Here is a 14,934-nt window from a genome sequence, read left to right on the forward strand (position 1 = left end):
CGCCGAGAGGCCGTCCGTTTGGACGCCTCCGGCGCCACCCGGTAAGGTGGGAACTCGGTTATGACGCTGTCGTGCCAGCAGTAAAGGGGTTCCGCGATGACGAATCGCTCCATCGACCCCCGCTCAGGTCTCGTTTTCGACATTCGCGAATTCGGGCATCGGGCGGGCGGGAGCAAGGAGATCGTCAACGAGGCTCCCGCTCCTGAGGGTATCGGCAACGCTGTGATCGGAGTGCCGACCGAGTCTCCGATCCGCCTCGAGGTTCGCCTTGAGGGGGTGGGTGACGGGGTGCTGGCTACCGGCGTCGCTGTGGTGCAGCTGCGCGGGGAGTGTGCTCGGTGCCTGACCGAGATCGACGCGGACGCGGAGATCGACCTGCAGGAACTGTTCCTCTTCCCGGGCGTGGATCCCGATGATGCCGAGGCCAGCCGTGTCGAGGCCGAGATGATCGACCTCGAACCCGTGATCCGGGACGCGGCAATGCTCGACCTGCCGTTCATCCCGTTGTGCTCGGACGACTGCGCCGGGTTGTGTCTCACTTGTGGGGCCAATCTGAACGCCGATCCCGATCACGATCACGGTGAGGCCATCGACCCGCGCTGGGCCGGCCTGACCGGGTGGAACGGCGACCAGGACTGAAGCGGGCCCCAAGGGCCCCCGAACGAGGAGTGAGACGTGGCTGTTCCCAAGCGGAAGATGTCCCGTGCCAACACGCGCGCCCGCCGCGCGCAGTGGAAGACGTCGGCGCCCACGCTGGTGACCTGCGCCAACGCCGCCTGCCGTGAGAAGCACCTGCCGCACACCGCGTGCCCGGCCTGCGGCCAGTACGGCCCGCGCGGCGCGCGCCGCCAGGTTCTGGATCAGTGACCGACGCGGCTGAGGGCCGCATCGCTGACCTTTTCAACGAGCTGGGGATCGACATCGATCCCCAGCTTCTTGAGCGTGCCCTGACGCATCGTTCCTGGGCGTACGAGAACGGCAACGCCCCGCACAACGAGCGCCTGGAGTTCTTGGGCGATGCGGTGCTGGGTGTGGTCGTGACCGAGCACCTGTACCGCACCTACCCCGACGAGCCCGAGGGCTGGCTGGCCAAGATGCGTGCCGCCGTGGTCAACACCTACGCGCTCGCCGATGTGGCCCGCGACCTGGGTCTCGGCGGCCTGATCAAGCTCGGCAAGGGTGAGACGACCACGGGTGGGGCCGACAAGGATTCGATCCTCGCCGACGTCTGCGAGGCCGTGATCGCCGCCGTGCTTCTGTCGGCGGGCCGCGAGGCAGCCGAACGGTTCGTGCACGCGATCATGGATCCGGTGGTCGCGGGAGCGTCCGCGGACGGCCGTTCGACCGACTGGAAGACCGCGCTGCAAGAGCTGGCCGCCGAGCGAGGACTCGGAGCGCCGACCTACGAGCACGTGGCCAGCGGACCCGACCATGACAAGCGCTTCGAGGCGATCGCCGTGGTCGCCGACCGGCGCTTCCCCGGGTTCGTTGCCCGCTCCAAGAAGCACGCCCAGCAGGGCGCCGCCCGGATCGCGCACGACGCCCTCGCTGACTCCTGATGCCCGAACTGCCCGAGGTCGAGGTCGTCCGCCGCGGTCTCGAACCCGCGCTGAACCGGCGCCGCATCACCGCAGTCACCGTGCTGCATCCGCGCCCGGTCCGCCGCTTCGAGGCGGGTCCGGACGCCTTCGCTGCCGCCCTGGCCGGCCGCACCTTCGGCGTCCCGCGCCGGCGCGGCAAATACCTGTGGCTGCCGCTGACCGATGGGGACGCCATCCTCGCGCACCTGGGCATGTCGGGCCAGTTCCGCCTCAACGCGCCGGACGCCCCGCATCAGCGCCACGTCCGCGTCCTGTTCGATCTCGACGACGGCGTCCAGCTCCGGTTCGTCGACCAGCGCATGTTCGGCGGCCTGTCGCTCAGCGACGGCGGAGCCGACCTGCCTGCCGAGATCGCCCACATCGCCCGCGACCTGTTCGACCCCGATTGCGACGCCGACGCCCTCGCCGCGCGGATCGTGATGAAGTCGAGCGCGATCAAACGCGTCCTGCTCGACCAGAGCGTCGTATCGGGGATCGGCAATATCTACGCCGACGAGGCGCTATGGCGCGCGGGCGTCCACGGCGCAACCCCCGCCCGCGACCTGGACGCCGCGTCGGTGCGTTCGATCCTGGACGCCGCCCGCGCGGTGATGGCGGACGCCCTCGCCCAAGGCGGAACCTCTTTCGATGCGCTGTACGTGAACGTCAACGGCGAATCCGGCTACTTCGACCGAACGCTGAACGCCTACGGACGCGAAGACGAGCCGTGCCTTCGCTGCGGCGCCCCGATCGTACGCGAAGCCTTCATGAACCGCAGTTCCTTCTTCTGCCCGGTCTGCCAGCCCCGCTGACTGCGGGCGCGCCGAAATCCGACCGCGGTATTCCGGCTACACCTCGACGGTCTGAAGCAGTGGCCGGCTCTCGCGATGCCCGGGACACTGCGGCGCACAGCGCGATGGCGGCGATGAGAGTAGCTGCTCCACTGATCATGTACAACGGTTGCTCCGTCGCCCACGCGGCTTCGCTGTTCCAGTCATAGAACGTGTCGCCCACCGAATTCATGTTGCCGAATGAGGCGAAGAAATAGGCGGGTGCGCCCAGCATGATGATCCCTGCCCACAGCGTCACAGCGCCCCACCCGGAGATTTTGGTGCGCGAGCGCAGGACGGCCGCCGCCCAGGCCAGTGCGAGTGCGGTACCGACGCCGGCGAAGATGACTCCGGAGGCTGTGCTGTAGGGCTGATTGGCGGCGCGCATCGCGGCGATGGCCTCATCGAGAGGTACTTCGCTTCCGGCCACCACCGCCCAATTCGTCATGAGCCCTGCGCCGAGGAGGGCGTAGGCGATGACGCTTGCCACGCCGAGAATCGTGAGCATGAGCCGCATGGTGCGAGTCTAGGCAGTGGTTCAAGCGGAACGGATGAAGTGCTCCGGCCGTCCGGACGATCGCAAGGATCGACCACTCGGCGCTGGTCAGCGGCCTTGGAGGAGCCGCCGAGTGGCTGATTTTTGCGAGATAGCGCGCGGGCTACCTCGGTTCGGACGACGGGGAACAAGTTTGGCCCTCCGCTTCCGAGGCGACGTTCGTGTCGAGGAGGAGCATGTCTGGGGCCTACCGGATGACGGGAATGGATCGGCGCCTGGCCTGGCCTCGCGCTGGCGTGAGGTCATCCGTGCGGGCCTCATCGGAGAGCAGCAACTGCTTCAGGGGTGGAGAGGCGTCATGATGCAGCTGCCGCCATTCGGCGATGGAGATGACCACCGCCGTCTCCTGTCCGTGCCTGGTTACCACCTGAGGGCCTTCGGTGAGGCATGCGTCAATCAACTCAATGAATCGTGCCTTGGCATCCTGCATCGGCCACGTGTGATCACTGTTCATCCCGGGCCTCCGCTCTGACCAGTCTCTCGTTTGAGCAGTCTAGGCAGTCGAGTCCTGGCCAATGCTCATCGGCGGTGCCCGGCCCATCAGGGATAGTGAGAACCAGGTGATGGAAGCCGTGCGGCGGAGTTCCGAAAGATCGCCGGCTGTTCATCAATGCATGATCGTGGCGCGTCTAGTCACCACGATCATGCATTGATGAACACTGCCGGCGTCGTGCAGCCCCGCGCGGTGGGTGCCCCGGGATCCAGACCCTGGGCGCCCACCGTGGAGGGCGGGGTACGGCTGGCGGGCGCATCCGCCACCACCAGCGTTCCCCGCGCGACTCTCAGCGGGAGCAGAGCGTCATCAGCGCGGTGTAGGACGTCTGCATATTGTTCGTCGCCGTCGTGTAGTCACCCATCGCCGCCATGTCTTTGTCGACGTAGACCTTCTTCATCGCGTCGCGGACGGCGGCCAGATCCTTGTGGGCGGACGTGGCCGCATCCTTGACCTCGGGGTTGGACACGGTGTCCTTGAAGGATGCGAACGCGTTGACGAGCGCCGTCCAGGAATCGACCGCGGATTGCGGGTCGTTGCTGGACACCGAGGCGAGCTTGGACATCTCGGTGTTCGCGTCGGTCAGCGGCCCGGCCAGGCTGAGGCAGGCCGCCTGCACCGACTGCGTGCCACTTGAGGTCTGGGCTGGCGCAGACGTGGTGTTCGCCGGCGTCGGAGTCGCCGACGCCGCGGGAGCCGCGGGGGTTGACGGCGTGGTGCTGGCGCCGGGGGCTCCGGAGCAGGCGGAGAGACCGAGCGCGGCAACAGCCGCGACGGCGCAGGTGGTGAGAACACGCTTCATGCTTTGTTCCTTTCGGGGGTGGGGGAACCTCGTATCGGCCGCGCAATGGGGGTACGGCACAGGTTCCTATGCCAAAGGTACAGGAACCTGTGCTGTATTTTGCGGTGCATCGGCATGGAGTGGATTCGTGCCCTCCTCCGAGTTCGATCTGTCGCGGCTTCGATGGATCTTCAACCGGCGACGCGCGGAGGCCGGGCTGACCTACGAGCAACTCGCAGAACTCTCCGGGGTCAGCCGTCAGACCCTGCTCAACCTCGCGTCGGGGAAGTACAACGGCGACCTGCAGACCTGGCTGAGGCTCTCGGTCGCCTTCGGGGTGGGGATGGACGAACTGCTCGCCGAGGTGTGGCTGACGCGGCCCCCGGGAACGGTGCGCGACGCCAGGTGAGATGACGGGCGGCGCGAGATCGCTCCGGGACGCGAGCATCCGTGGTGAGCGGCCGCGCGCCCGGTAGAGTTCCCTACTTGTGAGCCCCCTTCGATGCGTTTTCCCCCGTCGCCGCAGCGTGTTGCGGACGTTCGTGCGGGGTGAGGCGTCGTGAGCGCGCTCGGGAACCTGTGGGGTCGCTGGGGCAACAGCGTCCGTGAACTGGTGAAGTTCGGCCTGGTCGGCGGCGCCGGCGTGGGCGTCAACATCGTGACGGTGGCGCTCGCGCACAACATCGGTTTCCATATGTTCGGCGTGCAGGATCTGGACGCGTTCATCCCGGTGCCCGGCACCGATCTGGCGCTGCGGTTCTACATCGTCTATGCGGGTATCGCCTTCCTGGTCGCGAACCTGTTCAACTTTCTCTGGAACCGTTACTGGACCTTCCGGCATCAGGGCGCCAGGGCGCCGTTCTGGAAGGAGTTCATGCCCTTCCTCACCGTCGGCGCGGTGGCGCAGCTGGTCGGCTTCGGGATCTTGTTCGCACTCCGCAACGAGCATTCGCCGTTCTATCTGAGCGATCCGTTCTTCACCGATGCCGGCGCATTCTGGACGCGGCGGCTGTACTGGGCGCAGCTGATCCAGATCGTGCTGGTGATGCCGATCAACTTCGTGGTGAACAAGCTGTGGACGTTCCGTGCCGTGCGCCGCCGCCACGCCGCGAGCATCGATTCCTGAGGTGACGGCGTGCACCTGAAGTCCCTCACGCTGCGCGGGTTCAAGTCGTTCGCCTCGGCGACGACGCTGAACTTCGAGCCCGGTATCACCTGCGTTGTCGGCCCGAACGGGTCGGGCAAGTCGAATGTGGTCGATGCGCTGAGCTGGGTGATGGGCGAGCAGGGCGCCAAGACGTTGCGCGGCGGCAAGATGGAGGACGTCATCTTCGCCGGCACCTCCGCCCGGGCGCCGTTGGGCCGGGCCGAGGTGAGCCTGACCATCGACAACACCGACGGCGCGCTGCCGATCGAGTACACCGAGGTCACCATCAGCCGGACGATGTTCCGCGCGGGCGGCTCGGAGTACAAGATCAACGGCCACACCGCGCGCCTGCTCGATGTGCAGGAACTCCTCAGCGACTCCGGCATCGGCCGCGAGATGCACGTGATCGTCGGCCAGGGCCAGTTGGACGCCATCCTGCAGGCCACCCCCGAGATCCGGCGCGGGTTCATCGAGGAGGCCGCCGGCGTCCTCAAACACCGCAAACGCAAGGAGAAGGCGCTCCGCAAACTGGACGCCACCCAGGCCAACCTGGACCGGCTCGCCGACCTGGTCGCCGAGATCCGCCGCCAGCTCAAACCGCTCGGACGCCAGGCCGAGGTGGCCCGCAAGGCGGCCATCGTGCAGGCCGAACTGCGCGACGCGAAGGCGCGCCTGCTGGCCGACGACTACGTGATGGCCACGCTCGCGCTCGAATCCGACCTGGCCGCGGAGGCCGAACTGAAGGCACGGCGTCTCGCCGTCGAAGAAGCACTGGAGGCGGCCCGCCAGGCCGAGGCGGAGGCGGAGGCGTCTGTGACGGCGGCGGCACCGGCGCTCACCCAGGCCCAGGAGACCTGGTACGCCCTCGCCGGGCTGCGCGAACGGGTGTCGAGCACGCTGACCATCGCGGGCGAGCGGGTGCGCAACGCGAGCCGGGCCTCGACCCAAGAGCGGCGCGGCCGCGATCCGGAGGCGATCGAGGCGGAGGCGGCCACCATCCGCGCCTCCGAGGAGGAGATTGCTGCCCAGGTTGCCGAGCGCGCCGCGGCGCTGGCGTCCGCCACCGGAGCACGCGAGGCGGCCGAGAAGGCGTACGCGGACGCCGAGAAGCACTACAACGCGCAGTTGCGGGCGATCGCCGACCGGCGCGAGGGCCTGGCCCGGCTCACCGGCGAGGTGAACTCGCTGCGGTCGCGGCTGGAGGCCTCCGACGCCGAGATCGGCCGCCTGCGGTCGGCCGCCGCCGAAGCCCGCGAACGATCCGAGACCGCGCGCAAGCGGTTCACCGCCCTGGAGACGGAGATCGGCGGGCTCACCGACGGCGAGGCCGGGCTGGACGCCGCCTACGAAGAGGCCGAGGCGGCCCGTGCGGCGGCCGACGCCGAGGTCAAGGCGTTGCGCGCCCGCGAACGCCAGCTGCATCAGGAGCGGGCCGCGCTGGCCGCCCGCGTCGAAGGTCTCAAGGTCGGCCTCGACCGCCCGGACGCCTCGGGCGCGCTCCTGGCCGCGGCCGGCGAACTGGCCGGGATCCTGGGTTCGGTCGACGCGCTGGTCCGGGTCGAGCCGGGCTTCGAAGCCGCCGTCGCGGCAGCCCTGGGCGCCGCCGCCGAGGCGGTCGCCGTTGACGGGGTGGACGCCGCCCTTGAGGCCCTGTCCCATCTCAAGCGCGACGACGCAGGCCGGGCCCGGCTGGTGCTGGCCGGCGCCACCCAGGCGGGGGACCGCAGCGCCTGGCCGGCGCTGCCCGCGGGCGTCCGCTACGCCGTGGACGTGGTCCGCTGCGACGATGCGCTCGCCCCGGCGCTGGCTCGCCTGCTGCACCGGGTGGCCGTCGTGGCCGACCTGGACGCCGCCCGCACGCTGGTCGCCGCGAACCCCGACCTGACCGTCGCGACCCGCGACGGCGATCTGCTCTCGGCCTGGTTCTCGACCGGTGGGTCGTCGGCCAAGCCCAGCCTGCTCGAGGTGCAGGTGGCCGTCGACGAGGCGTCCGCGGCGCTGGAGCAGGCCCAGGCCGACACCGAGCGCACCGCGTTCGAACTGGCCGCCGCCACCACCCGGCTGCAGGACGCCACCGGCCGCGCCGAGGCGGCGCTGGCCCGGCTGCACGAATCCGACGCCCACTATTCGGCGCTCGCCGAGGAACTGGGCCGGCTCAGCCAGGCCGCACGCACCGCGCTCGCCGAGGCCGAACGCCACGACGGCGCCCTCGCCCGCGCCGAGGAGGCCCGCGGCCGCAACGCTGCCAGCTTGGAGGGCCTCGCCGAACGGCTGCGCGTCGCCCAGGCGAGCACCGATGTGACCGACGCCGACCCGGCCGAGCGGGACCGGCTCGCCCGCGAAGCGGCGCGCGCCCGCCAGGCCGAGATGGAGGCGCGGCTGGCGCTGCGCACCGACGAGGAGCGCGCCCGCGCGCTCGCCGGCCGCGCCGACGCGCTGCTGCGCGCCGCCCGGGCCGAGCGGCAGGCCCGCGCGGAGGCGTCCGCTCGCGCCGAGAAGCTGCGCCGCGAGGCCGAGGTGGCCCAAGCCGCCCAAGTGGCGGCCGAATGGCTGCTGGCCCGGATCGCCGACTCGGCCGATCTGGCCGCCAAGGCGCGCAAGGACGCCGACGAGCGCCGCGTCGAGGCCGACCGCCGCCTGCAGGAGGCGCGCCGGCGCAGCCGCGACCTGGCCCGCGAGTTCGAGAGCCTCGTCGATGTGGTGCACCGCGACGAACTCGCCCGCGCCGAGCAGCGGATGCGCATCGAGGCCCTCGAAGAGAAGGCGCTCGCCGAACTCGGCCTGACCGCCGACGTGCTCGCCGCCGAGTACGGTCCCGACCAGTTGGTCCCGGTGCTCACGGCGTCCGACGACGAGGCGCCGCCGCCGCGTCCGTTCGTGCGCGCCGAACAGGAGAAGCGGCTGCGCGCCGCCCAGCGCAACCTGGACCTGCTCGGCCGGGTCAATCCGCTGGCGCTGGAGGAGTTCGAGGCCGCCAGCGAGCGGCACCGGTTCCTCGCCGAGCAATTGGACGACCTCAAGCGCACCCGCACCGACCTGCTCGGCCTGATCGCCGACGTGGACGCCCGCGTCGAGCAGGTGTTCGCGGAGGCCTACGCCGACGTCGAGGTGGCCTTCCGCGACTCGTTCGCCCGGCTGTTCCCCGGCGGTGAAGGGCGGCTGATCCTGACCGAACCCGGCAACTGGCTGACCACCGGCGTCGACGTCGAGGCCCGCCCGGCGGGCAAGAAGGTCAAGCGGCTCTCCCTGCTCTCGGGTGGCGAACGCTCGCTGGTGGCGGTGGCGTTCCTGACGGCGCTGTTCACCGCGCGCCCGAGCCCGTTCTACATCCTCGACGAGGTGGAGGCCGCGCTCGACGACGTCAATCTCGGCCGGCTGCTCGGCATCTACGAGGAACTGCGCGCCAGCAGCCAGATGATCGTGATCACCCATCAGAAGCGGACGATGGAGATCGCCGACGCCCTCTACGGGGTCACGATGCACGAGGACGGCATCTCGACGGTGATCAGCCAGCGTCTGCGCGAGGGGTGAGGGGCATGGCGCAGGCTATCCTGGCCATAACGGAGGTGGACCGATGGCAGTCATGATCTTCACGATGATCGTGGTGATGGTGCTCGCCGTCGGCGTGATCGCCGTCGTGACGATGGGCCTGGAAGGCGCGGGCAGCAGGCAGCATCCCGAGATCGCCGACGCGATGGCCAAGACCGCGCGTCACCTGAACGGCGAAGGCGCCCCGCCGCGGGCGCTGGTCGCTCTCGTCGACGAGATCGACGAGGTTCCCGACATGCGCGAGCTGCCCCGGCGGCTTCGTTCATCCTTGTCGGCCCGGTCGGCGCGCTCGGCCGCGTCCTCGGCGTCTGCTCCCGATGGCGATGACTGGCCCGTCGTTCTCTCTTCGGCCGCGCGCGCGATGGAGGACGCCTTGGAGGCCGACCCGGTCGATGATCCGAGTGAGGACGATCCCTACGGCGTCTGGGGCGCCGCGGACACCCGCGCCTGAGCGCACCCCAGGCCCCGGGTGGGGCGCCGATAGGATGGCCGCGTGCCAGTCCTGGACCAAATGACCCTGTTGATCATCGCCCTGGTGGCGCTCGTCGTCGTGGGCGGCGGCGCGGCCGCGGTGGTGGCGACCCGAGCCCGCCGCCGGCGCGAGCTGGAATCCGGTCGGCGCCCCGAGATCGCCCAGCCGCCCGCAGCACCGGCGGCGCCGGTCGACGTGGACGCCCCGGCACCGGCGCCGGCCGAACCGGTCGCCACGCCCGCACCGGTCACCGAGCGGCCCGAGGCCGCCGGCACCCGGCTGTCGCGGCTGCGCCGCCGGCTGGCCGGCTCCAACAATGTGCTCGCCCAGGCGCTGCTCGGCATCCTCAGCTCCGACAAGCTGGACGCCGACACCTGGGACGACTTCGAGGCCACCTTGATCGGCTCCGATCTCGGCGTCGGCCCGACCACCGAACTGGTCGAGAACCTGCGCAAGAAGCTGGCCGTCGACGGCGTCCAGGATCCGGCCGCCGCGCGCGAGGCGCTGCGCTCCGAACTGATCGCGCTGGCCGACCCGACCCTCGACCGCACCCTGAACGCGACCGGCGAGAACGGGCTGCCCGCAGTCGTCCTGGTCGTCGGCGTCAACGGCACCGGCAAGACCACCACCGTCGGCAAGCTCGCCCGGCTGCTGGTCGCCGAGGGCAAGACCGTGCTGCTGGGCGCCGCCGACACCTTCCGCGCCGCCGCCGCCGAACAGTTGCAGACCTGGGGCGACCGGGTCGGCGTCCAGACCGTGCGCGGCCCCGAGGGCGCCGACCCCGCCTCGGTCGCGTTCGAGGCCGTCAACGCCGGCGTCGAACAGGGCGTCGACGTGGTGCTGATCGACACCGCCGGACGCCTGCACAACAAGGCCAACCTGATGGACGAGCTCGGCAAGATCCGCCGGGTCATCTCCAAGCGTGCGCCGATCACCGAATGCCTGCTGCTGCTGGACGCCACCACCGGCCAGAACGGCCTGGTGCAGGCCCGGGTGTTCAACGAGGTCACCGACATCACCGGCATCGTGCTCAGCAAGCTGGACGGCTCCGCCAAGGGCGGCATCGTCGTGCAGGTGCAGCGCGAACTCGGGGTGCCGGTGAAGTTCATCGGCCTCGGCGAAGGAGCCGACGACCTGGCCCCGTTCACCGCCGAGGGCTTCGTCGACGGGCTGCTCGATGCCTGAGACGCCCGTGACCGGTGAGGTGCTGATCCGGCGCGCCACCGCCGCCGACATTCCCGCCATCGTGGCGATCTACAACGAGGCCGTCGCCACCACGACCGCCAGCTGGGACTATGACCCGCAGCCGCTGGCCGACCGCGCGGCCTGGTTTGCCGAGCGCGAGGCGTCCGGCCACGCGGTGCTCGTCGCCGAGGCGGACGGCCGCGTGCTCGGCTGGGGCTCCTGGGGCCCCTACCGTGCCAAGCACGGCTACCGGCTCACCATGGAGCACAGCGTCTACGTCGACGCCGCCGCCCGCGGCCGCGGGGTCGGACGCCTGCTCCTCGCCGGGCTGATCGACACCGCTCGCGAGGCCGGTGTCCACGTGCTCGTCGGCGCCGTCACCGACGACAATGAGGTGTCCTTCGCGCTGCACGAGGCCTTCGGCTTCGTCGAGGTCGGCCGGATGCCGCAGGTCGGGGTCAAGTTCGGCCGCTGGCTCACCCTGGTGCTGCTGCAGCTCACCCTCGACGACGCGCCGCCGCCGGAGTAGTCCTGGGCGACCGGTGCCGTGAGCGCGTGCCCTCACCCGGTAGGCTGACCGGGCACGATCTGCTCGACGAGAAGGCATCCATGTTCGACACCCTGCAAGACCGTCTCCAATCCGCGTTCCGCAACCTGCGCGGCAAGGGGCGTCTCACCGACGCCGACATCGACGCGACCGCCCGCGAGATCCGCCTCGCCCTGCTGGAAGCCGACGTCAACCTGGGCGTGGTCAAGGAGTTCGTGGCCGCCGTCAAGGAGCGCGCCCGCGGCGAGGAACTGTCGCAGGCGCTCAACCCGGGCCAGCAGATCGTCAAGATCGTCAACGAGGAACTCACCGAGATTCTCGGCGGGCAGGCCCGCCCGCTGCGGTTCGCCAAGAACCCGCCGACGGTGATCATGCTGGCCGGCCTGCAGGGCTCCGGCAAGACGACCCTGGCCGGCAAACTCGGCCTGTGGCTGCGCGAGCAGGGGCACACGCCGATGCTGGTCGCGGCCGACTTGCAGCGCCCCAACGCGGTCAACCAGCTGCAGATCGTCGGCCAGCGCGCCGGCGTCCCGGTGTTCGCGCCCGAGCCCGGCAACGGCGTCGGCAACCCGGTCGAGGTCGCGCGCGCCTCGGTCGAGGAGGCCCGGCGCAAGTACTACGACACGGTGATCGTCGACACCGCCGGCCGCCTCGGCGTGGACGCCGAGCTGATGCAGCAGGCCGCCGACATCCGCGACGCGGTCAGCCCTGACGAGATCATCTTCGTCGTCGACGCCATGATCGGCCAGGACGCCGTCAACACCGCCAACGCCTTCGCCGAGGGCGTCGGCTTCGACGGGGTGGCGCTGTCCAAGCTCGACGGCGACGCCCGCGGTGGTGCGGCGCTGTCGATCGCCAAGGTGACCGGCAAGCCGATCATGTTCGCCTCCAGCGGCGAGGCGCTGGGCGACTTCGACCTGTTCCACCCCGACCGGATGGCGTCGCGCATCCTCGACATGGGCGACATCATGACGCTCATCGAGCAGGCCGAGCGCACCTTCGACGCCGAGCAGTCCCGCAAGGCCGCCGAGAAGATGCTCGGCACCGGCGACTTCGGCCTGGACGACTTCCTGCAGCAGATGCAGGCCGTCCGCAAGATGGGCCCGCTGAGCAAGATCCTGGGCATGATGCCCGGGATGGGCCAGATGAAGGACGCCATCAACAACATCGACGAGCGTGAGATCGACCGGATCGAGGCGATCATCTACTCGATGACCCCGGCCGAGCGGGCCAAGCCCGAGATCCTCAACGGCTCGCGCCGCTCCCGGATCGCCCGCGGCTCCGGCACCACCGTGCAGGACGTGAACAACCTGGTCAACCGCTTCTCCGAGACGCGCAAGATGATGCGGCAGATGGGCAAGGGCGGCATGCCGGGGATGCCCGCCATGCCGGGCATGCCGCGCGCCGCGAAGCAGCAGCCCGCCAAGAAGGCCAAGAGCGCCAAGAATGCCAAGCGTGTCTCGGGCAATCCGGCCAAGCGCGCCGGTGGGCAGCAGCCGGCGCAGGCGTCCGTGCCGGTGATGCCGCAGACCGAGGCCGAGATGCAGGCGGCGATGGCCGACTTCCAGCTGCCGCCCGAACTGCAGAAGATGTTCAACCAGCAGAACAAGGGCCCACGCGGCTGACGCGTACCCCGCGCGTGGTGCAGGGTGGGGGCATGGCGCACCATTCCCACGACGAGGTTCCGCTCGACGCGCTGGGCCGCCCGCTGGCGTCCCACACCCATACCCACGACGGGTCGACCCATACGCACGTGTATGCGCCGGTTCCGGACGGTCCGGCGTCCCGCCTGCATCTGCGCGGCACGCTGCTGCCTGCCGGTGAGGTCACCGACCTGTGGGTGGTCGACGGCCGGGTCACCTTCGAACGGGTTCCGGACGCCCTCACCGTGGCCACCGACTGCTGGATCGCGCCGGGCCTGGTCGATGCGCACTGCCACATCGGGATGGGCGCTCACGGGGCGGTGGACGCCGAGACGGCCGAGGCTCAGGCGCTCGCCGACCGCGACGCGGGCACGCTGCTGATCCGCGACGCCGGATCGCCCGCCGACACGCGCTGGGTCGACGACCGCGACGACCTGCCGCGGCTGATCCGCGCCGGACGCCATATCGCCCGCCCGCGGCGCTACATCCGCAATTACGCCGAAGAGGTCGAGCCCGACGACCTCGTCGAGGAGGTGCGCACCCAGGCGCGCCGCGGTGACGGCTGGGTGAAGATCGTCGGCGACTGGATCGACCGGGACGCCGGCGACCTGCGCCCGCTGTGGCCGGCCGAGGTGGTCACCGAGGCGATCGCCGCGGCCCACGCCGAGGGGGCCCGGGTCACCGCGCACTGCTTCGACGAGCAGTCGGTCACCGAACTGGTGGACGCCGGCATCGACGGCATCGAGCACGGCACCGGCCTGGACGACGCCACCATCGAGGCGATGGCCGAGCGCGGGGTCGCGCTCACCCCGACGCTGATCAACATTGAGACCTTCCCCGATATCGCGGCGGCGGGGGAGTCGAAGTTCCCCGGCTACGCCGCGCACATGCGCGCCCTGCACGCACGCCGCTTCGAGACGATCGGCAAGGCGGTGGAGGCGGGCGTGCCGATCTATGCGGGCACCGACGCCGGCGGCGTGCTGCCCCACGGCATCATCGCCGCCGAGATCGAACTGCTGGCGAAGGTGGGCGGGGCCGAGTTCGCGCTCGGTGCGGCGTCCTGGCGGGCGCGGGAATGGCTCGGCGAGGACGGGCTGACCGAGGGGGCGTCCGCCGACCTGGTCGTGTTTGGCGCCGACCCGCGCACCGAGATCTCGGTGGTGCGGCACCCGACGCTGATCATCCTGCGCGGCCGGGTGGTCAAGCAGTCTTGACGCCGACCGGCGCCCGACCCCAGCGCGCCTGTCGTTTGGCGCGGGTGCGGGGCGATCTGGCACAATGGCCGGTGCGCTGTGTCCGTCGGTGCCCTCTCACGCCGCCGGACGCCGTCAACCCGAGTTGGACCAATGGTTGTCCCACGCCGTAGGCCCCGCTCACCCGATCCCGTCCATGCGAGTCGCATGGGCATGTTCCCACAGGAGAACCACACACGTGGCCGTCAAGATTCGTCTCAAGCGGATGGGCAAGATCCGCAACGCGCAGTACCGCATCGTCGTCATGGACTCCCGCTCCAAGCGTGATGGCCGGGCCATCGAGGAGATCGGCATCTACCAGCCGAAGAACGATCCCTCGATCATCAGGGTCAACGGCGAGCGCGCGCAGTACTGGCTGGGCGTCGGCGCGCAGCCGAGCGAGACCGTCGTCAAGATCCTGAAGCTGTCGGGCGACTGGCAGGCCTTCAAGGGCAGCGACGAGCCGTCCGGCATCAAGCCGCAGGCCGAGAAGGCCGACAAGCTGGGGCTGTTCAACAAGGCCCTCGCCGAGGCCGACGACGAGCCCGCCGCGGGCGCGATCACGCGCTCGAAGAAGGCTGACGAGGCTCCGGCCGAGGCCGACGCCGAGCAGGCCGAGGACGCGGCGTCCGACGAGGCCTGAGCATGCTCGCGGACGCACTCGAGCATCTCGTCCGTGGCCTGGTCGCCCATCCTGACGACGTCGTCGTGTCCGACCTGGACCGTCGCCGCGTCCGGACGCTGGAGGTCCGGGTCAACCCCGAGGACATCGGCAAGGTGATCGGGCGCCAGGGACGCACCGCCGGTGCTCTGCGCACCGTCGTCGCCGCCCTTGCCGGTCGCGAGCAGGTTCGCGTCGACTTCGTCGACGTGGACCGACGCTCCCGCCGGCGCTGAAACCTATCAACGGTCCCCGGTC

Annotated in this window: 17 protein-coding genes; 14 read left to right on the top strand and 3 right to left on the bottom strand. The window is 70.4% G+C overall.

Annotated features, from left to right (window positions below; translation table 11 throughout):
• Positions 1-96: 96 nt before the first annotated feature.
• The 4 genes from QM708_RS15030 to mutM are packed head-to-tail and all read left to right on the top strand — an operon-like array spanning position 97 to position 2,392.
• Entirely contained in the window at positions 97-639 is a 543-nt protein-coding gene (locus tag QM708_RS15030; RefSeq protein ID WP_415110322.1) for a YceD family protein, read from the top strand.
• A gap of 36 nt (positions 640-675) precedes the next feature.
• On the top strand, positions 676-867 hold the full coding sequence (gene rpmF, locus QM708_RS15035; protein ID WP_415110325.1) for a 50S ribosomal protein L32: 192 nt from the start codon (positions 676-678) through the stop codon (positions 865-867).
• Positions 864-1,559 (top strand): ribonuclease III, encoded by a 696-nt coding sequence (gene rnc / locus QM708_RS15040; protein ID WP_415110328.1) that lies wholly within the window; start codon positions 864-866, stop codon positions 1,557-1,559. Before rpmF ends, rnc begins: the two co-directional genes overlap by 4 nt.
• Positions 1,559-2,392: a bifunctional DNA-formamidopyrimidine glycosylase/DNA-(apurinic or apyrimidinic site) lyase gene (gene mutM / locus QM708_RS15045; protein ID WP_415110330.1), complete on the top strand. Its 834-nt coding sequence runs from the start codon at positions 1,559-1,561 to the stop codon at positions 2,390-2,392. The genes rnc and mutM overlap by 1 nt, the downstream gene beginning before the upstream one ends.
• Here the strand turns inward: mutM and QM708_RS15050 are convergent.
• The 3 genes from QM708_RS15050 to QM708_RS15060 form a co-directional block, all read right to left on the bottom strand.
• The gene (locus QM708_RS15050; RefSeq protein ID WP_415110333.1) at positions 2,346-2,927 is read right to left on the bottom strand and encodes a hypothetical protein; all 582 of its coding nucleotides are present in this window, start codon (positions 2,925-2,927) and stop codon (positions 2,346-2,348) included. The two genes, mutM and QM708_RS15050, sit on opposite strands and share 47 nt — an antisense overlap.
• Positions 2,928-3,153: 226 nt before the next feature.
• Positions 3,154-3,420 carry a type II toxin-antitoxin system Phd/YefM family antitoxin gene (locus QM708_RS15055; protein ID WP_415110336.1) on the bottom strand — a complete coding sequence of 89 codons (267 nt, stop codon included), beginning with the start codon at positions 3,418-3,420 and terminating at the stop codon, positions 3,154-3,156.
• Between the two features lie 328 nt (positions 3,421-3,748).
• The gene (locus tag QM708_RS15060; RefSeq protein WP_415110339.1) at positions 3,749-4,261 is read right to left on the bottom strand and encodes a hypothetical protein; all 513 of its coding nucleotides are present in this window, start codon (positions 4,259-4,261) and stop codon (positions 3,749-3,751) included.
• Positions 4,262-4,388: 127 nt separating this feature from the next.
• Here QM708_RS15060 and QM708_RS15065 point away from each other — a divergent pair, with 127 nt between their 5' ends.
• The 10 genes from QM708_RS15065 to QM708_RS15110 all read left to right on the top strand — a co-directional run bounded on the left by QM708_RS15065 (position 4,389) and on the right by QM708_RS15110 (position 14,912).
• The gene (locus tag QM708_RS15065) at positions 4,389-4,649 is read left to right on the top strand and encodes a helix-turn-helix transcriptional regulator (protein ID WP_415110341.1); all 261 of its coding nucleotides are present in this window, start codon (positions 4,389-4,391) and stop codon (positions 4,647-4,649) included.
• A 150-nt stretch (positions 4,650-4,799) separates the two neighbouring features.
• Entirely contained in the window at positions 4,800-5,366 is a 567-nt protein-coding gene (locus QM708_RS15070; RefSeq protein ID WP_415110344.1) for a GtrA family protein, read from the top strand.
• 9 nt (positions 5,367-5,375) lie between these two features.
• Positions 5,376-8,918 (top strand): chromosome segregation protein SMC, encoded by a 3,543-nt coding sequence (gene smc, locus QM708_RS15075; RefSeq protein WP_415110346.1) that lies wholly within the window; start codon positions 5,376-5,378, stop codon positions 8,916-8,918.
• A 43-nt stretch (positions 8,919-8,961) separates the two neighbouring features.
• Positions 8,962-9,387, top strand: a complete 426-nt coding sequence (locus QM708_RS15080) for a hypothetical protein (RefSeq protein WP_415110349.1) — start codon at positions 8,962-8,964, stop codon at positions 9,385-9,387.
• Between the two features lie 51 nt (positions 9,388-9,438).
• Positions 9,439-10,593 carry a signal recognition particle-docking protein FtsY gene (gene ftsY, locus QM708_RS15085; protein ID WP_415111468.1) on the top strand — a complete coding sequence of 385 codons (1,155 nt, stop codon included), beginning with the start codon at positions 9,439-9,441 and terminating at the stop codon, positions 10,591-10,593.
• Complete coding sequence (locus QM708_RS15090) at positions 10,586-11,122, top strand: GNAT family N-acetyltransferase (protein WP_415110352.1); 537 nt, start codon at positions 10,586-10,588, stop codon at positions 11,120-11,122. The genes ftsY and QM708_RS15090 overlap by 8 nt, the downstream gene beginning before the upstream one ends.
• Before the next feature lie 80 nt (positions 11,123-11,202).
• On the top strand, positions 11,203-12,765 hold the full coding sequence (gene ffh / locus QM708_RS15095; RefSeq protein ID WP_415111471.1) for a signal recognition particle protein: 1,563 nt from the start codon (positions 11,203-11,205) through the stop codon (positions 12,763-12,765).
• A 32-nt stretch (positions 12,766-12,797) separates the two neighbouring features.
• Positions 12,798-13,997 (top strand): amidohydrolase family protein, encoded by a 1,200-nt coding sequence (locus tag QM708_RS15100; protein WP_415110355.1) that lies wholly within the window; start codon positions 12,798-12,800, stop codon positions 13,995-13,997.
• Positions 13,998-14,214: 217 nt separating this feature from the next.
• Positions 14,215-14,658 (top strand): 30S ribosomal protein S16, encoded by a 444-nt coding sequence (gene rpsP / locus QM708_RS15105; protein ID WP_415110358.1) that lies wholly within the window; start codon positions 14,215-14,217, stop codon positions 14,656-14,658.
• A 2-nt stretch (positions 14,659-14,660) separates the two neighbouring features.
• On the top strand, positions 14,661-14,912 hold the full coding sequence (locus tag QM708_RS15110) for an RNA-binding protein (protein WP_415110361.1): 252 nt from the start codon (positions 14,661-14,663) through the stop codon (positions 14,910-14,912).
• Positions 14,913-14,934 lie beyond the last annotated feature (22 nt).

It is taken from the genome of Propioniciclava sp. (genome assembly GCF_047602245.1).
Lineage (GTDB): Bacteria > Actinomycetota > Actinomycetes > Propionibacteriales > Propionibacteriaceae > Propioniciclava.